This window comes from Pseudomonas alvandae (assembly GCF_019141525.1).
Lineage (GTDB): Bacteria > Pseudomonadota > Gammaproteobacteria > Pseudomonadales > Pseudomonadaceae > Aquipseudomonas > Aquipseudomonas alvandae.
Map to the genome: position 1 here is coordinate 1,179,659 of NZ_CP077080.1, position 20,199 is coordinate 1,199,857.

The 20,199-nt window shown below is 61.7% G+C and carries 12 protein-coding genes and 1 pseudogene; 8 read left to right on the forward strand and 5 right to left on the reverse strand.

Features of this window, described 5'->3' with window-relative positions:
- The first annotated feature begins 10 nt into the window (after nt 1-10).
- The 4 genes and pseudogenes from ampD to KSS97_RS28695 all read left to right on the forward strand — a co-directional run bounded on the left by ampD (nt 11) and on the right by KSS97_RS28695 (nt 3,730).
- Nucleotides 11-571, forward strand: coding sequence for a 1,6-anhydro-N-acetylmuramyl-L-alanine amidase AmpD (ampD, locus tag KSS97_RS05160; RefSeq protein WP_030139799.1), 561 nt, complete (start codon nt 11-13; stop codon nt 569-571).
- A complete protein-coding gene (ampE, locus tag KSS97_RS05165) occupies nt 568-1,404 on the forward strand; it encodes a regulatory signaling modulator protein AmpE (protein WP_030139800.1) in 837 nt (278 codons plus the stop codon). Before ampD ends, ampE begins: the two co-directional genes overlap by 4 nt.
- A 1,264-nt stretch (nt 1,405-2,668) precedes the next feature.
- Nucleotides 2,669-2,872: pseudogene (locus tag KSS97_RS28690) on the forward strand (HAMP domain-containing protein); the annotation flags it as partial.
- A 153-nt stretch (nt 2,873-3,025) separates the two neighbouring features.
- Nucleotides 3,026-3,730 carry a methyl-accepting chemotaxis protein gene (locus KSS97_RS28695; protein ID WP_437128341.1) on the forward strand — a complete coding sequence of 235 codons (705 nt, stop codon included), beginning with the start codon at nt 3,026-3,028 and terminating at the stop codon, nt 3,728-3,730.
- 121 nt (nt 3,731-3,851) lie between these two features.
- On the opposite strand, the gene KSS97_RS05175 is transcribed toward KSS97_RS28695, so the two are convergent.
- Entirely contained in the window at nt 3,852-4,628 is a 777-nt protein-coding gene (locus KSS97_RS05175; protein WP_217861238.1) for a TatD family hydrolase, read from the reverse strand.
- Nucleotides 4,629-4,644: 16 nt separating this feature from the next.
- Nucleotides 4,645-5,640, reverse strand: a complete 996-nt coding sequence (cra, locus tag KSS97_RS05180; RefSeq protein WP_030139803.1) for a catabolite repressor/activator — start codon at nt 5,638-5,640, stop codon at nt 4,645-4,647.
- Between the two features lie 289 nt (nt 5,641-5,929).
- Here cra and ptsP point away from each other — a divergent pair, with 289 nt between their 5' ends.
- From ptsP to KSS97_RS05200, 4 genes are all read left to right on the forward strand, one after another.
- Entirely contained in the window at nt 5,930-8,794 is a 2,865-nt protein-coding gene (gene ptsP, locus KSS97_RS05185; RefSeq protein ID WP_217861239.1) for a phosphoenolpyruvate--protein phosphotransferase, read from the forward strand.
- Nucleotides 8,794-9,735: a 1-phosphofructokinase gene (gene pfkB / locus KSS97_RS05190; protein WP_217861240.1), complete on the forward strand. Its 942-nt coding sequence runs from the start codon at nt 8,794-8,796 to the stop codon at nt 9,733-9,735. The genes ptsP and pfkB overlap by 1 nt, the downstream gene beginning before the upstream one ends.
- Nucleotides 9,736-9,749: 14 nt before the next feature.
- Nucleotides 9,750-11,495 (forward strand): PTS fructose-like transporter subunit IIB, encoded by a 1,746-nt coding sequence (locus tag KSS97_RS05195; RefSeq protein WP_217861241.1) that lies wholly within the window; start codon nt 9,750-9,752, stop codon nt 11,493-11,495.
- Between the two features lie 192 nt (nt 11,496-11,687).
- Nucleotides 11,688-13,229 (forward strand): alkaline phosphatase D family protein, encoded by a 1,542-nt coding sequence (locus tag KSS97_RS05200; protein ID WP_217861242.1) that lies wholly within the window; start codon nt 11,688-11,690, stop codon nt 13,227-13,229.
- Nucleotides 13,230-13,349: 120 nt separating this feature from the next.
- Here KSS97_RS05200 and KSS97_RS05205 read toward each other — a convergent pair whose 3' ends face one another.
- The 3 genes from KSS97_RS05205 to KSS97_RS05215 all read right to left on the reverse strand — a co-directional run bounded on the left by KSS97_RS05205 (nt 13,350) and on the right by KSS97_RS05215 (nt 19,888).
- Nucleotides 13,350-15,875: a PepSY domain-containing protein gene (locus KSS97_RS05205; protein ID WP_217861243.1), complete on the reverse strand. Its 2,526-nt coding sequence runs from the start codon at nt 15,873-15,875 to the stop codon at nt 13,350-13,352.
- Nucleotides 15,876-16,219: 344 nt separating this feature from the next.
- Entirely contained in the window at nt 16,220-18,499 is a 2,280-nt protein-coding gene (locus KSS97_RS05210) for an alpha-xenorhabdolysin family binary toxin subunit A (RefSeq protein WP_217861244.1), read from the reverse strand.
- 225 nt (nt 18,500-18,724) lie between these two features.
- Complete coding sequence (locus KSS97_RS05215) at nt 18,725-19,888, reverse strand: type III PLP-dependent enzyme (protein WP_030139810.1); 1,164 nt, start codon at nt 19,886-19,888, stop codon at nt 18,725-18,727.
- Between the last annotated feature and the right edge of the window lie 311 nt (nt 19,889-20,199).

Sequence of the window (20,199 nt, forward strand, 5' to 3'; positions counted from 1 at the left end):
AGGAACCTGTATGCAGCTGGACTCCGCGAGCGGTTGGTGCGATGGCGCGCGTCATTGCCCTTCGCCCAATTTCAATGCGCGCCCCGAGGGCGAAATTTCCCTGCTGGTCATCCACAACATCAGCTTGCCGCCGGCACAGTTCGCTACCGGCAAAGTGCAGGAATTTTTCCAGAATCGCCTGGATGTCACGGAACATCCCTACTTTGCCGGTATTGCCGACCTGCGCGTCTCTGCGCATTTCCTGATCGAACGTGACGGCGCCGTGACCCAATTTGTCTCTTGTGTGGATCGTGCGTGGCACGCGGGCGTTTCGTGCTTCGAGGGGCGGGAGACCTGTAATGACTTTTCCGTGGGCATCGAGCTGGAAGGTACCGATGATATTCCTTTCACCGATGCACAATATTTCTCCCTCGTGGAACTGACCCGGCAGTTGCAGGCAGCGTTTCCGGCGATCACGGTGCAGCGTATTTGCGGGCACAGCGACATCGCCCCGGGGCGCAAGACCGATCCGGGACCGGCATTCGACTGGGCGCGCTACCGCGCGGCCCTGACAGGAGGGGAAGGACGATGAGTTTTCTGGTGTTGCTGCTGGCGGTCTGGATCGAGAAGTTCTCGGCCTTGCGCCAGCGGGTCCAGCGTGACGGCGGCTGGCTGGGCGAGCTGAACAGGCTCGAGGCGAGCCCGCGCTGGGGCAATCGACCTTGGCTGGTGTTGGTGGCGATGGTCCTGCTGCCGGTGGCGGCGCTGGCGTTGCTGCTTTGGGTGCTGGATCCGGTGGCCTATGGTTTGCTGGCGCTGCCGGTGCACCTGTTGGTGGTGATCTATAGCCTGGGCCGCGGTGATCTATTGGCTGCTCTCGGGCCGTTCCGCGATGCGTGGCGGCGTGAGGACCTGCAAGCGGCGGCTCACGTGGCCAAGCGCGACTTGAATATCGACGCCGACGGCAGTGAGCAATTGCTGGAGCGGGTACAGAGACACTTGCTGTGGCAGGCCTACCAGAGCTTTTTCGCGGTGATCTTCTGGTACTTCCTGCTGGGCCCTGTGGCTGCCCTGAGTTATCGGTTGCTGGCGCTGGCCGCTGAACACAGCCAGAACCCCGGCGTGGCGGAGCGTGCAGCGCAGCTGCGTCATGCCTTCGACTGGGTGCCAGTGCGGTTGCTGGCAGCGAGCTTTGCCTTGGTGGGCAACTTCGTGGCGGTCAGCCGAGTCATGCTGCATGAGCTGCTGAACTGGAACATCAGCGCCGCCGACCTCATCGACAAAGTTGGCCTGGTGGCCGGCGAGATTCCCACGCCCGTCGCCGGGCCGGACGGTATCAACAGCCTGGATCGGCTCTGGGAATTGCTGCTGCGCGCGGCGGTGCTCTGGTATGCCGGGTTTGCGTTGTGGACGGTGTTGGCCTGATCAAACCAGTCAAGCGGTGGCGAGGCGCTGATGTGGCGAGGGAGCTTGCTCCCGCTCGGCTGCGCAGCAGTCGTCAACCAGGACAAAAGCGATCTCCCTGAAGGAAGCCCCAAGGCCTGCTTCGCAGGCCAGCGGGAGCAAGCTCCCTCGCCACAGGACCGTCTGCCCTCGTTAACCTTAAGTTACAAATCTCCCCGTCGTTTTAGGCTATACAGTGGCAGCGCCCGCATAGTGGCTTTCTGCTGCTTTCGCGTGCCAGTCCCATAAAAATAAAAAACTACCGGGAGGCTTCCTTGTGAAGAGTTTGCTCTGGCCCGCCGTCGCCCTGATGAACCGCCTGAGCTTCGGCATGAAGTTCAGCCTGATCAGTGTCCTGTTCCTGCTGCCGATGCTGGTGACCAACTTCTTTCTGGTGCGCGATGCCTACCGGGAATTCCAGGGCACGCAAGTGGAGCTGCAAAGCCTTGACCTGCTGGGCAGTAGCCTGACGCTGCGCCGGGACCTGGAGACGTTGAACAATCTGGTGCAGATCAATGCCAGCCTCGGCCAGTCCGGCAAGGCCGGCGACGTGGAGGCGAAGATAACGGCGCTTGAGCAAAAGGTTCTCGCGCGGTTGCAAGGCATGACGGCCATGGCCATGGAGCCCGAGCAGGTCAGTGCCTTCGATGCCAAGCGCGACGAGATGATCGCGGCCTTCAAGGCCCAACAGGCCGAAAACTCCCTGCAAAGCAAAAGCGCCTTGATTGGCAGCCTGCTCAACAAGGCGCAGATATTCGGCCAGATCATCGCCAGCCAGGCGGGCCTGAGCCGTGATAACCAGGGCGACATCCGTCAGCTCAGCGACCTCGTCATTGCCGTGACACCCAACGTCACCCAGACCCTGGGCGACGGTCGCGCGCTGGGCGCTTCGTCGCTGGGGCTGGGCTTTCTCAATTCCGCGTCGAGTACTCGGTTCGACGAGTTGCTGGTGCAGATCGAGAAGCTCCAGGGCGAATATGATCTGAAACTGCAGGATGCCCTGGGCTCGAGCAAGGCGGCCGGGCAAGTACTTGCCGATCAGGCCGCAGGCAGTAAGAGCACGCTCAAGCGGGCCGCCGAGCTGATTGAAAACCAGGTCGTCATGGCAGATACCCTTGACGCGCCATGGCCTGCATTCTTCGAACAAGTCAGCGGGCTTATGGAGCAGACCTATCGTCTGAACGAGCAAACGCTGGGTTTTCTTGGTGTGCAACTGCAGCACCGCCTGGAGCAGAACCGCAGCCACATGGTGCTACAAGCCGTGGCGCTGGCAGCGGTGTTCCTGCTGATCTTTTACTTGTACGCCGGTTTCTACGCTTCGACGCGCACTACGCTCAAACATTTGGGGGCGATGATGGACAAGGTCGCGGCGGGTGACATGACGGTCAATTTCGTCGCCCGCAGCAAGGATGAGTTGGGCGAGTTGGGCGAGGTATTCAACGGCACGGTGGCGAAGATCCATGACTTGATCGAGCAAGTCGGCCGCACCGTCGCCGAGGTCGAGCGCCAGGCGGGGCAGGTGGAAACGGTATCGGCCCAGAGCAACCAGGCCGTCGCTGGCCAGCGCAGCCAGATCGAGCTGGTCGCCACGGCGATGAACCAGATGTCCGCCACGGCCCAGGAAGTCGCCCGCAGCGCTGCGGCGGCGGTCAGCAGCGCCCACAGCGTGAACGACGAAACCCTTAGCGGGCGGGGATTGGTGGAGTCCCAGCAGGGCAGCATTGCGCGGCTGGCCAGTGAAATCGACCAGTCAGTGCAGGTGATCAATCAATTGGCGACTGACAGCCAGTCCATCAGCCGCGTCCTGGATGTGATCAAGAGCATCGCCGAGCAGACCAACCTGTTGGCCCTCAACGCCGCTATCGAAGCCGCCCGGGCTGGCGAGCAGGGGCGCGGGTTCGCCGTGGTGGCCGATGAGGTGCGGACCCTGGCCAAGCGGACGCAGCAGTCGACCGAAGAAATCGAAGCGATGATCAGCCGCCTGCACGGCGGCGTGGGTGCCGCCGTCAAGGCGATGGGCACCAGTCATGAAATGGCCAGCGGCACGGTGGGTCAATCGGAGAAAGTCCAGCAGGCGCTGGAAAACATTCTTGGCGCGGTCGGCATGATCGTCGACCAGAACCAGCAGATCGCCGCGGCGGTGGAACAGCAGACTGCCGTGGCCCACGACATCGACCAGAACATCGTGGAGATCAACCGCGCCGGCGAACGCACCGCCGAAGGCGCGCACCAGACCGAGGACGCCAGCCGCGAATTGTCCGCCCAGGTGGTGCAGCTCAAGCAACTGATCAATGCGTTTCGGGTGTGATTTCCACTGATTCACCGCAGGTCCAATGTGGGAGCGAGCTTGCTCGCTATGGCGTCAGATCAGCCGACATCGATGTTGACTGATACACCGCCATCGCGAGCAAGCTCGCTCCCACAGGTTTTTACCAGTTGAACAATTGGCGGGCGTTGGCGGTACTGGCCTCGGCCAGTCGCCCAGGCGTCACCGCCATGATCCCCGCCAGCGCCTCGCAAATCGCCGGCAAATGCGCCGGGCTGTTACGTTGGCCAGGGAACATCGCCGGAGCCATGTCCGGTGAGTCGGTTTCCAGCACCACCGCATCCAACGGCAATTTCGGCAGCACCCGGTGCATGCGCAGGGCCTGCGGCCATGTGGCCGCGCCGCCGAGGCCGAGCTTGAAGCCGAGCTTGATGTACTCGCGAGCCTCTTCGAAGCTGCCGGCAAAGGCGTGGATGATGCCGGCCCGCGCCGGGCAGATGCGTTTGAGTGTCGCGATCACGGCGGCGTGGCTGCGGCGCACATGGATCAGCGCTGGCAACTCGAACTCCACGGCCAGTTCCAGCTGCGCTTCGAACAGCGCTTGCTGGCGGTCGCGATCGAGGGACTCGACGTAATAGTCCAGGCCGATTTCACCCACAGCGCATAGCTGCCGATGCCCCGCCAGGCGGGTCAGCCATTCACGCAACTGCGCAAGATCATCGTCGTGATGCTGATCGAGATACACCGGATGCAAGCCCAGCGCGGCATGCAGGTGCGGGTCGCTTTGCACCAGATCCCAGACGCGTTGCCAGTTGTCCCGGTACACCCCGAGTACCACCATTTCCCGGACGCCCAGGGCGCTGCTTTCGGCCAGCAGCGCCGGCCGGTCCACGTCGAAATCGGGAAAGTCCAGGTGGGTGTGGGTGTCGATCAGTTCCATGCGGGGTCCCGAAACTTCAGCCTTGGTGAATGCGCTGTTTGAACGTGCGCGCAATCGCCTGGACACCGGGTTGGTAATCATCGTTCTCGATGGCCGCCAGCGCCAGCTCCAAGGCTTTTTCGGCGATCAGTTGATGCTGCTGGGACATGGCATTGACCGGCAGTGGCAGGAAATCCAATAGTTGTGTGTCACCAAATGTACCCAGGCGCAGCGGCCGTGCCTTGAGTGGAAAATCATGCAGGGCATCGAACACCCCTTGCAGCAGCACGTAGGAGGTGGTGATCAACGCATCGGGTAAATGGCCCAGGCGGGCGAGCATTTCGTCCATCATCTGGCGACCGCATTCACGGCTGAACGACTCGCCATGTTCGATCAACACCTGGCCTTCGAAACCTTCCAGCGCCTCGCGGAAGCCGGCGGTCCGCTCCTGGCTTATGCTCAGTTCGGGGCGGGCGCTGATCAGCGCGATCTGCCGTGGGTTCGTCTCCAGCAGGCTGCGGGTCAGTTGCAGGCTGGCCTGGCGGTCATCACTGATCACCGAGCAGAAATGCGTGGGCTCCATCACCCGGTCGATGGCGATGATCGGAATACCCTTGGCCTGCAATTGACGGTAGCTGTCGTCCTCGGCGGGCAGGCAACTGGCGACGATCAGCGCATCGCAGCGCCGGGCGCGGAACAGTTGCAACAGTTGCCGCTCGCTGTCGGGCGCATCGTCGGAGCTGGCGATCAGCAGTTGGTAGCCTCGGGCGCGCGCCCCTTGTTCGAGCAATTTGGCGATACGCGCATAGCTGGGGTTTTCCAGGTCCGGCAAGATGAAACCCAAAGTGCGGGTATGCCGGCTGCGCAATCCGGCAGCCTGGGGGTTGGGCGTGAAGCCATGCTCTTCGACCACCGCCCGCACCCGTTCGACGGTCGCGTTGCTGATGCGTTGCTGTTCGGCCTTGCCGTTGATGACGTAGCTGGCGGTGGTCACGGACACACCGGCGAGCTGGGCGATATCACTGAGTTTCAACCCGGTTTTCCTTGTTTTTTCGAGTTTGCCCCGACAATGAAGGGTCATCCTACCCGATTCGGATCGATGGTCACCCTCCAGACGCTTTCGACAAGTTGCACTTCAAGGATGAGAGATTATCGAGTAACGTGCCAATCTTTCTAGATTAAACGTTTCAGCAGGCGTATTTTCAAGGCTCTCAGGTTTTTGGTCGGTGCTGCCGCGATACCGCCGGAAGCCGTTTTGCAACGCTAAGCTGATTCATTCAAAACAATACCTGGCGCCAACCGGACGCCAAAAAGGAGAAAGCATGCTCGAGCTCACTCTAGAGCAGATATCCATGGCCCAAGTGGCTGTGGATAAAGACGCCGCGCTGCAACTGCTCGCTGACAAACTGGTGGCCGATGGGCTGGTAGCCGAGGGCTACCTTGCCGGCTTGCAGGCCCGCGAGGCCCAGGGCTCGACCTTTCTTGGCCAAGGTATTGCCATCCCCCACGGTACTCCGCAGACCCGCGACCTGGTGTATTCCACCGGCGTGCGCTTGCTGCAGTTTCCTGAAGGCGTGGACTGGGGCGATGGCCAGATCGTTTACCTGGCGATCGGCATCGCGGCCAAGTCCGACGAACACTTGCGCCTGCTGCAACTGCTGACCCGCGCCCTCGGCGAGACCGACCTGGGCCAGGCCCTGCGTCGCGCCGGTTCCGCCGAAGCGCTGCTGAAATTGCTGCAGGGCGCGCCGCAGGAGCTGGCGCTGGATGCGCAGATGATCGGCCTCGGTGTGTCGGCCGACGATTTCGAAGAATTGGTCTGGCGCGGCGCCCGTCTGTTGCGCCAGGCCGATTGCGTGAGCAACGGCTTTGCCGGCGTGTTGCAGCAGGTCGACGCGTTGCCCCTCGGCGACGGGCTCTGGTGGCTGCACAGCGAGCAGACCGTCAAGCGTCCGGGCCTGGCCTTCGTCACGCCGGACAAACCCATTCGTTACCTCGGCCAACCCTTGAGCGGATTGTTCTGCCTGGCCAGCCTCGGCGAGGCTCACCAAGCCTTGCTGGAAAGACTCTGCGCGTTGCTGATCGAAGGTCGCGGCCATGAATTGGGCCGCGCCACCAGCAGCCGCAAGGTCCTGGAAGTGCTGGGGGGCGAGTTGCCTGCCGATTGGCCTAGCGCGCGCATCGGCCTGGCAAATGCCCACGGGTTGCATGCGCGCCCGGCGAAGATTCTCGCCCAGTTGGCAAAAAGCTTCGAAGGCGAGATCCGCGTGCGCATCGTCGATGGCCAGGACAGCGCCGTGTCGGTGAAGAGCCTGAGCAAGCTGCTGAGCCTGGGCGCCCGTCGTGGTCAGGTCCTGGAATTCATTGCCGAACCTAGCATTGCCGCCGACGCGTTGCCGGCGTTGCTCGCAGCCGTCGAAGAGGGTCTCGGCGAAGAAGTCGAACCGCTGCCGCCACCGAGCGCGCCACGGGAAACCACCATTGCCGAAGTTGCCACCGTGCTGCTCGCGCCGGAATCCGGCAGCCTGATCCAGGCCGTCGCCGCCGCGCCGGGCATCGCCATCGGTCCGGCGCATATCCAAGTGCTGCAAGACATCGAGTATCCACTGCGTGGCGAGTCCCCGGCGATCGAGCGCGAGCGCCTGCAAAAAGCCTTGAGCCAGGTGCGTCAGGACATCGAGGGCCTGATCGAGCGTGCCAAGGCCAAGGCCATCCGCGAGATTTTCATCACCCACCAGGAAATGCTCGACGACCCGGAACTGACCGACGAAGTCGACACCCGCCTGAAGCTGGGTGAGAGCGCACAAGCGGCGTGGATGGGCGTGATCGAGGCCGCCGCGAAAGAACAGGAAGCCCTGCAAGATGCCTTGCTCGCCGAGCGTGCCGCCGATCTGCGGGACGTCGGCCGCCGGGTGCTGGCGCAGCTGTGCGGCATCGAAACCCCGGCTGAACCCGAACAACCCTACATTCTGGTGATGGACGAAGTCGGCCCGTCCGACGTCGCCCGCCTCGATCCGGCGCGCGTGGCGGGGATTCTCACCGCACGCGGCGGCGCCACCGCCCACAGTGCCATCGTCGCCCGCGCCTTGGGCATTCCGGCCTTGGTGGGTGCAGGCGCTGCGGTGTTGCTGTTGGCGCCGGGCACGTCATTGCTGCTGGACGGCCAACGCGGTCGCCTGCATGTCGACCCGGACGCCGCCACGTTGCAGCGCGCCAAAGAGGAACGCGACACCCGCGAGCAGCGCCTCAAGGTCGCCGCCGAGCAACGGCACCAACCAGCGCTGACCCGTGACGGTCACGCCGTTGAAGTATTCGCCAACATCGGCGAAAGCGCCGGCGTCACCAGCGCGGTGGAGCAGGGCGCCGAAGGCATCGGCCTGTTGCGCACCGAGCTGATCTTCATGGCCCACACCGAGGCCCCGGACGAAGCGACCCAGGAAGCCGAATACCGCAAGGTGCTCGATGGCCTGGCCGGTCGGCCGCTGGTGGTGCGTACCCTTGACGTCGGCGGCGACAAGCCGCTGCCCTATTGGCCAATCGCCAAGGAAGAAAACCCGTTCCTCGGCGTGCGCGGCATCCGCCTGACCTTGCAGCGCCCGCATATCATGGAAGCGCAACTGCGGGCCTTGTTGCGCTCTGCCGACAACCGTCCGCTGCGGATCATGTTTCCCATGGTCGGCAGCGTCGACGAGTGGCGCCAGGCCCGGGACATGACCGAGCGCCTGCGCCGGGAAATCCCCGTGGCGGACCTGCAACTGGGGATCATGATCGAAGTGCCGTCCGCCGCGCTGCTGGCGCCGGTGCTCGCCAAGGAAGTCGATTTCTTCAGCGTCGGCACCAACGACCTGACCCAATACACCCTGGCGATCGACCGGGGTCACCCGACCCTGTCGGCCCAGGCCGATGGCTTGCACCCAGCGGTGCTGCAACTGATCGACATCACCGTGCGCGCCGCCCATGCCCATGGCAAATGGGTCGGCGTGTGCGGCGAGCTGGCGGCCGATCCGCTGGCCGTGCCGGTGCTGGTGGGCCTGGGCGTGGACGAGTTGAGTGTCTCGGCCCGCAGCATTGCCGAGGTCAAGGCGCGGGTCCGCGAACTGAGCCTGGCGCACGTACGAACCCTGGCTCAAGAGGCCTTGGCCGTGGGCAGCGCCGATGATGTGCGCGCATTAGTGGAGGCGCTGTAATGGCGAAGATTCTTACCCTGACCCTCAACCCGGCGCTCGACCTCACGGTGGAATTGGCGCGCCTGGAACCGGGCCAGGTCAACCGCAGCGACGGCATGCACGCCCATGCCGCCGGCAAGGGCGTGAACGTGGCGCAGGTGTTGGCGGATCTCGGCCATACGCTGACCGTCAGCGGTTTTCTCGGCGAAGACAACGCCCAGGTGTTCGAGACATTGTTCGCCCAGCGTGGCTTTGTCGACGCGTTTATCCGCGTTCCCGGTGAAACCCGCAGCAACATCAAGCTGGCCGAACAGGACGGGCGCATTACTGACCTCAACGGCCCTGGCCCGATGGTCGATGAAGCCGCACAACAAGCGTTGCTGGCGCGCCTCGAACAAATCGCCCCTGGCCATGACGCCGTGGTCGTCGCCGGCAGCTTGCCCCGGGGCGTCAGTCCGCAATGGCTGCAGGCGCTGATCACACGGTTGAAAAAGCTTGGCCTGAACGTTGCCCTCGACACCAGCGGCGAAGCCTTGCGCGTTGCGCTGGCGGCGGGGCCATGGCTGATCAAGCCCAATACCGAGGAACTGGCCGATGCGCTGGGGTGCGATGTGGTCACGGAATTGGCCCAAGCCCAGGCGGCGCAGCGCCTGCATGCCCAAGGCGTCGAGCACGTGGTGATTTCCCACGGCGCCGACGGTGTGAATTGGTTCAGCGTCGGTTCGGCGCTGCATGCCTCGCCGCCCAAGGTGACTGTCGCCAGTACCGTGGGCGCGGGCGATTCGCTGCTGGCCGGCATGCTGCACGGATTGCTCGGAGCCCACGCGCCGGAGCAAACCCTGCGCACCGCGACGGCCATCGCCGCCATGGCGGTCACCCAGATCGGTTTTGGTATACACGACACCGCGTTGCTGGCGTCGCTTGAACAGGGCGTGCGCGTGCGCCCCCTGACAGAACAATAAGAGGGTTCGCAAGAATGAAACTAGCCATTGTGACGGCCTGCCCGAACGGCATGGTCACCAGTGTGTTGTGTGCCCGCCTGCTGGACGCGGCAGCGCAGCGCCAGGGTTGGAGCACCAGTGTCGAAGTCCATGACGCGGCCCATCCTGAACGCCAATTGTCAGCCGCGACTCTCGAGTCGGCCGAGTGGGTGTTGCTGGTCGCCAGCGGCCCGGTGGACCTGTCGCGGTTCGTCGGCAAGCGGGTGTTCCGCAGCACCCCGGCCCTGGCCCTGCAAGACGTTGACGCCGTGCTGCGTCGCGGTGCCGAAGAGGCCGAGGTGCTGGGCGAGGCCGACGTGCTCGCCGAAGAACCTGCGCCATCGACCGAGCGCGCTCCGCGCCTGGTTGCTATCACCGCGTGCCCGACCGGCGTCGCCCATACGTTCATGGCCGCCGAAGCCTTGCAACAGGCCGCGGCACGCCTGGGTTATGACCTGAAGATCGAAACCCAGGGCTCGGTGGGAGCCCGCAATCCGCTCAGTCCCGAGGCGATTGCCGAGGCCGATGTGGTGTTGCTGGCGACCGACATTGAAGTCGCCACTGAGCGTTTCGCCGGCAAGAAGATCTACCGCTGCGGCACCGGCATCGCGTTGAAGCAGGCCGAAGCCACGCTGAAAAAAGCCTTGGCCGAAGGCGTCCAGGAAAGTGCCGCGAGCGGCGCCTCCACGGGGCCGGCGAAGGCGGAAAAAAGCGGCGTCTACAAACACTTGCTGACGGGCGTGTCGTTCATGCTGCCGATGGTGGTGGCGGGCGGCCTGATGATTGCCTTGTCGTTCGTGTTCGGCATCACCGCCTTCAAAGAGCCCGGCACCCTGGCGGCGGCGCTGATGCAGATTGGCGGCGACACTGCGTTCAAGTTGATGGTGCCGCTGTTGGCCGGCTACATCGCCTATTCCATCGCCGACCGGCCGGGCCTGGCCCCCGGCATGATCGGCGGGATGCTCGCCAGCACCCTGGGCGCCGGGTTCATTGGCGGGATCATCGCCGGCTTCCTCGCTGGCTACGCCGCCAAGGCGATCAACCGTTACGCGCGGCTGCCCCAGAGTCTGGAGGCGCTCAAGCCGATCCTGATCATTCCGTTGCTGGCGAGTCTGTTCACTGGCCTGGTGATGATCTACATCGTCGGCAAACCGGTGGCGGGCATGCTCGAAGGGCTGACCCACTTCCTCGATAGCATGGGCACCACCAACGCGATCCTGCTGGGTGTGCTGTTGGGGGCAATGATGTGCGTCGACCTCGGCGGGCCGATCAACAAGGCAGCCTATGCGTTCTCGGTGGGGCTGCTGGCTTCCCAGAGTTATGCGCCAATGGCCGCGACGATGGCCGCCGGGATGGTACCGCCCATTGGCTTGGGCATCGCCACCTTCCTGGCCCGGCGCAAATTCGCCCAGACCGAGCGCGAGGCCGGTAAGGCGGCGTTGGTGCTGGGGCTGTGCTTCATCTCCGAAGGCGCGATCCCGTTCGCGGCCAAGGACCCGTTGCGGGTGATCCCGGCCAGCATTGCCGGCGGCGCGCTGACCGGGGCGCTGTCGATGTACTTCGGCTGCAAGCTCATGGCACCGCACGGCGGGCTGTTCGTGATGCTGATCCCCAACGCCATCAATCATGCGCTGCTGTATTTGCTGGCGATCGTGGCGGGCGCGCTGTTGACGGGCGTGGCGTATGCGCTGCTCAAGCGGCCGGAAGTGGTGGAAATGGCGTTGGAGCCGGCGAAGGCCTGATTTAAGTCATACCCTACCTGTGGGAGCGGGCTTGCTCGCGAAGACGGTGTGTCAGACAACATTTTCGTTGACTGACACACCGTCTTCGCGAGCAAGCCCGCTCCCACAGTTGGTTTTGGGGCCGGCCTAAAATCCCTGTCACACCCATTTCACACGGCCATGCTTAAGTTTTCCCATTTCAAGGAGAACACCATGAGCGAATTCGACCTGGGCCGTCGCCGTGTGATGCAAGCCGTAGGCGCCGGTTTATTGCTGCCCGGGCTGGCCCCGGCGGTGATCGCCTCGGTCAAGGACCGGCCCGTGCTGACCGAAGGAGTGCAGTCGGGCGACCTGCAGGGCGATCGCGCGATGATCTGGAGTCGCAGCGACCGTCCGGCGCGGATGGTGGTGGAGTGGGACACCCGCAGCCAGTTTTCCAACCCCCGGCGCTTTGTCTCGGCGCTGGCCGACAGCCGCAGCGATTTCACCGCCCGGGTCGAGCTCACCGGCCTGCCGCCCGACCAGGCGATTTTCTACCGCGTGCATTTCGAGGACGCCCAGAGCAGCGTGGCCAGCGAGCCCTGGCTCGGGCATTTGCGCAGCGTGCCGCAATTCAAGCGCAACATTCGTTTTGTCTGGAGCGGCGACACCGTCGGCCAGGGCTTCGGCATCAACCCGGACATCGGCGGCATGCGCATCTACGAAGCCATGCGCCTGCGCCTGCCGGATTTTTTTATCCACAGCGGCGATACGATCTACGCCGACGGGCCGGTGCCGGCGCAGCTCACCACCGAGGGCGGGCGCATCTGGCGCAACCTCACCACCGAAGCCAAGAGCAAGGTCGCCGAGACGCTGGACGAATATCGCGGTAACTACCGCTACAACCTGATGGATGAAAACGTGCGTCGCTTCAATGCCGAAGTGCCGCAGATCTGGCAGTGGGACGACCACGAAGTGGTCAACAACTGGTCGCCGGGCAAGCAACTGGACGAGCGCTACCAGACCAAGGACATCCACAGCCTGGTCGGTCGTGCACGGCAAGCCTGGTTGGAATACGCGCCCATGCGCCTGCAGAAGGCCGATGGCGGCGGACGCATCTACCGCAAGCTCGGCTACGGGCCGATGCTGGATGTTTTCGTGCTGGACATGCGCAGCTACCGCGAAGCCAATGACGCCAACCTCGGCGCGGCGAAACCGTTTCTTGGCCGTGAACAGTTGGATTGGCTCAAGCGCGAGCTGAAGCAATCCCGCGCCCAGTGGAAAGTCATCGCCGCCGACATGCCCATCGGCCTGGGCGTGCCGGATGGCGAGGTCAGCCCGGGCGTGCCACGCTGGGAAGCGGTCGCCAACGGTGACCCGGGCGAGGCCCAGGGCCGTGAAGTGGAGATCGCCGAACTGCTCGGTTACCTGCGCAAGCATCAGGTGCGCAACTACGTCTGGCTGACCGCCGATGTCCACTATTGCGCTGCCCATCACTACCACCCTGAACAAGCCGCGTTCCAGGATTTCGAACCGTTCTGGGAGTTCGTCGCCGGGCCACTGAACGCCGGCAGCTTCGGGCCCAACGCCTTGGACAAGACCTTCGGCCCCGAAGTGGTGTTCCAGAAAGCCCCGCCAGCCCAGAACACCTCGCCGTTTGCCGGCTATCAGTTCTTTGGCGAGGTGAACATCGACGGGCAGAGTGGCGAAATGAGCGTAGTGCTGCGGGACCTGGAAGGCCTGGCGGTGTTCGAGAAGAAGTTGCAGCCGGTTTGAGTCAGAGACCACTACAGAACCCATGTGGGAGCGAGCCTGCTCGCGAAAGCGGTGTGCCAGGCAACACTTGTGCAAACTGACACGCCGCCTTCGCGAGCAGGATTGATGTTGTGGCCGGGATCAGTACACATCCCGCCGATATCGCCCTTGCTCGACCAGCTTTTCCACTTCCTCTCGGCCCAGCACCAGATTGAGCACATGATCCACCCCTGACGCCATCCCTTGCAGGCTGCCGCACACATAGATCACCGCGCCATCGGCCAGCCACTGCTTGAGCAGTGCCGCGGATTCCAGCAGGCGATCCTGGACGTAGATTTTCTGTTCCTGGTCCCGGGAGAAGGCCAGGTCCAGGCGCTCCAGGTCGCCGGAGGTGACCCATTCCTGCAGCTCATCGCGACAGTGGAAGTCGTGCTCGCGGTTGCGCTCGCCAAACAGCAGCCAATTGCGCTGCATGCCCTCGGCAACGCGGGCCTTGAGCAAGCTGCGCAGACCGGCCAGGCCGGTGCCGTTGCCCAGCAGGATCATCGGCACGCCTTGCGGTGGCAAATGGAAACTGCTGTTGCGCCGGACCCGCAGGCTGATAGAACTGCCCAGCGGTGCATGCTCGGTGAGCCAGCCGGAGCCGACGCCCAGGCTGCCGTCGGCATGACGTTCCTGACGCACGATCAACTCCAGAACGCCGTCGGCGGGAATCGATGCGATGGAGTATTCGCGCATGCCCAGCGGCGCCAGTGCTTCCACCAGTGCCTGGGCGTGCAAGCCTACCAGGTGGGCGCGGTTTTCCGGCAACTGGCGCGTCGCCAAGGCCTGCTCAAGTGTCTGTTGCAAGCCATCGACGTGTACCCGGGCGATACCAGCGATGCCCAGGCCATCGAGGAAATGTTCAATCGCCCACAAGGCATTGCGCGGCAGGATTTCCACCAGGTCACCGGCCAGCCAACTGCTCGGGCCGGGGGCGGTGAGGCCCAGCAGATATACCCCCGAGCCGCTGCTGTCGGGGTTGAGCAGGGTGCGGTGGCTCAGCGTCCAGTTTTCGAAGCTCGGTGCTTGCCACATATCCGCTGGGGCGTGGCCGGTCAGTTCGGCCAGTTGTTGCTGCCAGTGCCGCAAGGCATAGGGGTCGCCGCTGTCCACTTCCACCGGCGCAAACAGCGTCTTGCCGCCGTGCTCCGCCAGCCAGGCATGCAGGCGCCGGGCGAAGCCGCAGAAGTTCTCGTATTGGCGGTCGCCCAGGCCCAGTACCGAATATTGCAGTCGCTCCAGGCTCAGGGCCTGGCCCAGCACCTTGCGTTCGAAACCACGGACGCTGTCGGGGCCTTCACCGTCGCCAAACGTACTGACGACAAACAGCGCGCGGGTGGCGCTGTTCAGATCCTGCTCACTGACGCCAGCCAGTGGCTGGACCTTTACCGGCAGCCCGGCGGCCTGGAGTTGGCCGGCAGTCTGCCAGGCCAATTGCTCAGCGAATCCGCTTTGGCTGGCGAAGCCGATCAACCATGCCGGGGCATCACCAGGGCGTTCGGCCAATGCCTGGCGAGCCTGGCGGACCTGGCGCTTCTTGCGTCGGCGGTCCAGGTACAGCAGCCAGCCGGTGATGAAAAACAACGGCATGGCCAGCGCGGCAACCGTCATGAGGATCCGGCCGACCAACCCGAAATAACTGCCGACATGCAGCGCGTAGATGCTCGTCAGCAATTGGGCCTTGAGACTCTTGTCGCTGTAGCGGCTGTGACGGCTGATAGCGCCAGTGGCCGGGTCGAGGATGAGTTGATTCAGTGCGCGGTCATGGGGCGAGTTTTTCAACAGATAGAAGACGGTCGCCGGTTGCCCGGCTACCGGCGGCATGCGCACGTTATAGGCCGACAGGTCGGGACCGGCGGCGCTGTAGATGCTGCTCCACATCGCCCGATAATCGGCGATCGGCGCCGGGCCGTTTGGCACGGGGTCGCGGTTGCGCACGCGCTCATCCTTGGGCGAATCGGAGAGCAGGCGAGTCACGCCCTTGTTGTACCAGTCGTAGGACCAGGTCAGCCCGGTCAGGGCGGCCAGGAGATAGAACACCAGGCACCAGGTGCCCGCGACCGAGTGCAAGTCCCAGTTAAAACTGCGACCTTTCTTGGCCCAGTCAAGGGTCAGCCAGGCGCGCCAGTTTTTCCATTGTCGCGGCCAACGCAGGTACAGCCCGGACAGGCAGAAAAAAATCAGGATCAGCGTGCAGGCACCGGTGATCTGCCGGCCCACGTCGTCCAGGGTCAGGACGCGGTGCAGGCGCAGCACCAGGCCAAAGAAGTCCTGGCCCACCACATCGCCCATGAACTGTGCGTTGTAGGGATTGAAATAACGCATCGGCCCGCGTTTCTCCCCGGGCGGAGCCGTGAAGATCGCCCGTGCGGCATTGCCGCTATCAGTGTCGACCCAGAGCATGTTGACGGTCTTGCCGGACGCGGCTTCGATCTGTTCCACCAGTTCAGCGGGCGGCAGGACGCCCGCCGGTTGCTTTTCAACCGTCAGCACCTGCGGGTTCAGCGCCCGCAGGATCTCGTCCTGAAACGACACCACCGCACCGGTAATGCCCATCAACGCCAGCACCAGCCCGGCGCTGACGCCGAAAAACCAATGCAACTGGAACAGGGTTTTTTTAAACACGTTGCTCGCCTTGTTCATTCAAGATTGTTCGTCACGGCGTGCATTATGCCGTGTGTTATCGAGAACCATTCATAAACACACCTAAAAGCCCCGATCATTTGCATGAGCGGGGCTTTTTTGGCCTGCTGCGTTCCTTTGTGGCGAGGGAACTTGCTCCCGCTCGGCTGCGCAGCAGTCGTCATCCTCGGAGGGCTCGCTTCACGGCCTAGCGGGAAGAGCGCACGCGTGACGCTGGTGGTGTCAGTGCTAGCGTAGTTGCGGGAAATCGCGCGTTCCAAGGATCGTTCGGGGCCGGATTGGACAGCGAAGTACAGTTGTTTCCGCGCGCTTTTTTAAGCGTTTACTTAATGGCGCCATTCCTGGCGGAAGCTATTCAAATGATCGGCAAGGACGGCTGATTCCCTCAGGAATGTCAGGATAACGGTCTCGAGCTCTGCGGAGGTGCCATGGTTGTTGAGGTTCAGAAAGTGGCCGATGGAGCCGGACAGCTGGCTGATTTCGTTGCTATAAGCTTCTCTTAACGGTGGAACCGATTGTGCTTCGACCAGCAGTTGGTGGCGATTCCTGAGCACACCGAGCTCTTTCTGGGTGAGCGCCGATGTCTCGCGATGCCGATCCAGCTGTATTTGTAGTTGGTGCCTGGCTTCGATCAGGTTGTCATATTTGATGCTGCCGACGACGAGGCCAAGCAGTTTGCCTGCCACGTCTACACCCTGTCGAATGAGCTTGAGTTGTGGCGGGGATAGACTCATTAAGCCAAGGGTACCGGCCGTAAGCAGCAGATGCTTGATTAGCGAAAAGCCATTGGTCGATTCGAGCAGCTTGATGCTCTCGTTCAGTTTCGTTTCTTGTACAACCAGGCGTCGTATCGTCGTTTGTTCAGTGCCCGCCCGTAACTCGTTCTTGTTGATAGTGTCGTCCAGTTCTCGGGTCCGGTGCTCATTGTCGCTGAGCGTGACAGCGTTCAGGCTCGTCAGGCTTTTATCGAGTGCGACCACGTGTCTATCTGTTTCAGACAAGGCGTCGTCGATGAGTTGCTTGATTTCCTGGCTGAAACTTTCAATAGCTTCTTGCTCTTCGGGTGTGGGGTTTTCCCGAAGCTTTTCAATCGCGCCGTGCAACCGCACTATTTGGTTCGCTTGCAACGCAACGGGAATCTGAGTAGCGGCGCGTTTCGCTTGGTCGTCGGTGTTGCTGAGCGCTTTGCGAAGTGCAGTGAATTCATCAGCGAGGGCCGGAATGTATAGATTGCTCAACATACTGATCTTGTGATTGAGTTGGGCGCGGTAAGCCTGGATCTCTTTAATATCCGGTAAGGTATAACCGGTTTCGGTCTCAATGGAGTGAGTGCGGGACATTGCGTAATTCTCGAAAGTGAGGGGCAGGAGCGCTGAACTGAGAGAGAGAGTTTGCAGGGGCGTGGGTTTAAAGGGGCCGAGGGATAAAGTTTCATTGGTGGCGTTGTTGAAAGCCGTCAATAAATCATGCGCTTGTTCTTTGATGCGCGTCCAGTTATACGCCATGGTGCTGAGCCGAGCGGCAAAGGAGACCAGATACATTGCATTTGTCACGCCGTTCACCCGGCTGCAGGAAGTATCGATATAAGTCTGGATAAGTTCCCACAGGCTTTCGAGGTTCGAGGAACTGCCGGCGGCGCTTTCCACGCGAGCTTTCAGCTCATGCATATCTGTTTCGAGTGAGTTTAAATGCGCCAAGAGCTTATGGTTGGTTCGGAGCGTTTCCTCGATAGTTCGCCGTTCATCTATTAACTCTTGCTGGTACCGGCGGGCTCTCTGGGCTTTTTTGCCGAAGACCGTGGCGGTAACGACGAGGCCAGGCAGGCCTCCGACCAACCCCCACCATTTTTTCTTGGAATAACTCTCGATCTCAACCTGCCGGCCCTTTATTCGCTCGCTTAGCACCAGGAGCTGCTCGTTTTGTCTTATTGTATCCTCGCCGAAATCCTGACTATTGATCAACGCCAGTTTCAGATCCAGGGCAGGTTTTATCGAGTGGTTAATAGCGTCTTTAAATTGGGTGATTTGAGCCTTTACAGTATGAGTGCTCTTGCTGCGTTCCTCGATCAACTCTTTAAGTTGGTCGGTCAGCCCCGGCAAGTTATAGGATCTTGGCAGCTCCTCGGGCGTCAGCTGTATTTCCGGAAGGTTTTCTATCTCCTCGGGCGAGAGGTGGCCGATTTTTCCGGCGCCGGAAATAAAGCTGGGTATCGTATTAAGATATTTAATAATTTCGTTGCTGATAAAGATCAGGTTGTCAGCGAATACGTGGAGGTCCGAGCCGACTGTTTTCATGCCTGTTTCAATTTTCGACCAAGTTTCGGAATGGTCTTTTATTGACGTGTACAGGACTTGCATATCGGCAGAGCGAAGGCCATTGACATTGAGTTGATCGTATTTATAGATCTGCTCTATTTCTGCTGCATTCGTCGGCAACGACAAGCCTCGCATTATGTAGCGTTTAATATTTCTGATGTCGTCGTGAGTGACCAGTAGGCCTTTTTCTCGTTCGACCCCGGGAAGCGTCCCGGAAACAGCACCCATGAATTGTGTTGTTAACGTATTGAACGCCCTGGAAGCGATAGGGGTGTCGTCAAGGGTTGACATATAAAATTCCTTTTTTATTGCGTCGCGGCATCATGCCGTGGGTGGGAGGTTAGTGGGGACTTCCGGTGAAGTTAAGTAAAAAAGGTTTGCGACCTGTAACGTAGTGGCGCGTCGATGGGGATTGAGCATTAACGCCGCGTTTGAAGTGTCAACTACCTGTGCGGGTGTTTGTGACAGGCATAAAAAAAGGCCCGTGGAATCGGGCCTTTTTTGTTTTTACGGTATTTACACGTAGTACGACTTCAACGGCGGAAACCCATTGAATTCCACCGCGCTGTAGCTGGTGGTGTAGGCACCGGTCGACAGCCAGTATAGGCGATCACCAATGGCCAGGTTCAACGGCAAACCGTACTTGTAGTTTTCGTACATGATGTCGGCGCTGTCGCAGGTCGGGCCGGCGATGACCACTTCTTCCATCTCGCCTTTCTTCTCGGTCCAGATCGGGAACTTGATGGCTTCGTCCATGGTTTCGATCAGGCCGGAGAACTTGCCCACGTCCGTGTACACCCAACGCTCGACGGCGGTGCGGGACTTGCGCGCCACCAGCACCACTTCGCTGACCAGGATCCCAGCGTTGGCGATCAACGAACGGCCCGGCTCCAGGATGATTTCCGGCAAGTCGTCGCCGAAGTCTTCCTTGAGGAAACGGATGATTTCCTCGGCATAGGTTTCCAGGCTGTTGGTGCGGGTGATGTAGTTGGCCGGGAAGCCGCCGCCCATGTTGATCAGCTTCAAGACGATGCCGTCTTCTTCTTTCAAACGCTCGAAGATTACCTTGACCTTGGCGATGGCAGCGTCCCAGACGCTGATGTCGCGCTGTTGCGAGCCGACGTGGAACGAGATGCCGTACGGCACCAGGCCCAGGTCGCGGGCCAGGATCAGCAGGTCCATGGCCATGTCGGTCTGGCAGCCAAACTTGCGCGACAACGGCCAGTCAGCGGTGGTCGAGCCTTCGGTGAGGATCCGCACATAGACCTTCGAGCCCGGCGCGGCCTTGGCGATGTTGCGCAGGTCGGCTTCGGAGTCGGTGGCATACAGGCGCACGCCCTTCTCGTAGAAGTAACGGATGTCCTTGGATTTCTTGATGGTGTTGCCGTAGCTGATCTGCTCCGGGCCGACGCCACGGCTCATGACCTTGTCCAGCTCGTAGATCGAGGCAATGTCGAAGTTCGAACCTTTTTCCTTGAGCAGGTCGATGATTTCCACCGCCGGGTTGGCCTTGACGGCGTAGTAGACCTTGGCGAATTCGAAACCGGCACGCAGGTCGTCATAGGCCTGGGCGATCATCGCGGTGTCGATCACCACGAACGGGGTTTCCTGCTTGTCGGCGAACGCTTTCATTTTCTGGAAAGTTTCGCGCGCGAAATAATCTTCGACCTGGATCGACATACTTGGGACTCCTACTGGCAAACATCAGGATCAATGGGTTTGAGGGCAAGCTGCCCCCGCGAACGTCCTCCGTATCCCCACTTTGGTTCGCCTACTTCCCAAGGCATGTCGCCGAAAGCAAAAAGGCCACGGGATGCATGATGCCCTTGGCCTTGCTGTCTCGTCGTCAGTACTTGAGCCGGATGGATCGTTTCCAGCATGGACGTTCGGCGCGAACTTTAGGGCGTGAGGGGCCTGAGATCAACTAAAAATGTCGCGTTTTTGCACGTCTCCGTCGTGCGGTGCGCGACAGCCCATGATGTAACCGACCG

What these genes read in the sequence shown, in the direction of transcription:
- pfkB (WP_217861240.1), top strand. Translation starts at nt 8,794, where the DNA reads ATGGCGAAGATTCTTACCCTGACCCTCAACCCGGCGCTCGACCTCACG.
- KSS97_RS05175 (WP_217861238.1), bottom strand. Translation starts at nt 4,628, where the DNA reads ATGGAACTGATCGACACCCACACCCACCTGGACTTTCCCGATTTCGAC.
- KSS97_RS05210 (WP_217861244.1), bottom strand. Translation starts at nt 18,499, where the DNA reads ATGTCAACCCTTGACGACACCCCTATCGCTTCCAGGGCGTTCAATACG.
- KSS97_RS28695 (WP_437128341.1), top strand. Translation starts at nt 3,026, where the DNA reads ATGTCCGCCACGGCCCAGGAAGTCGCCCGCAGCGCTGCGGCGGCGGTC.
- KSS97_RS05195 (WP_217861241.1), top strand. Translation starts at nt 9,750, where the DNA reads ATGAAACTAGCCATTGTGACGGCCTGCCCGAACGGCATGGTCACCAGT.
- KSS97_RS05215 (WP_030139810.1), bottom strand. Translation starts at nt 19,888, where the DNA reads ATGTCGATCCAGGTCGAAGATTATTTCGCGCGCGAAACTTTCCAGAAA.
- KSS97_RS05200 (WP_217861242.1), top strand. Translation starts at nt 11,688, where the DNA reads ATGAGCGAATTCGACCTGGGCCGTCGCCGTGTGATGCAAGCCGTAGGC.
- ampE (WP_030139800.1), top strand. Translation starts at nt 568, where the DNA reads ATGAGTTTTCTGGTGTTGCTGCTGGCGGTCTGGATCGAGAAGTTCTCG.
- ampD (WP_030139799.1), top strand. Translation starts at nt 11, where the DNA reads ATGCAGCTGGACTCCGCGAGCGGTTGGTGCGATGGCGCGCGTCATTGC.
- ptsP (WP_217861239.1), top strand. Translation starts at nt 5,930, where the DNA reads ATGCTCGAGCTCACTCTAGAGCAGATATCCATGGCCCAAGTGGCTGTG.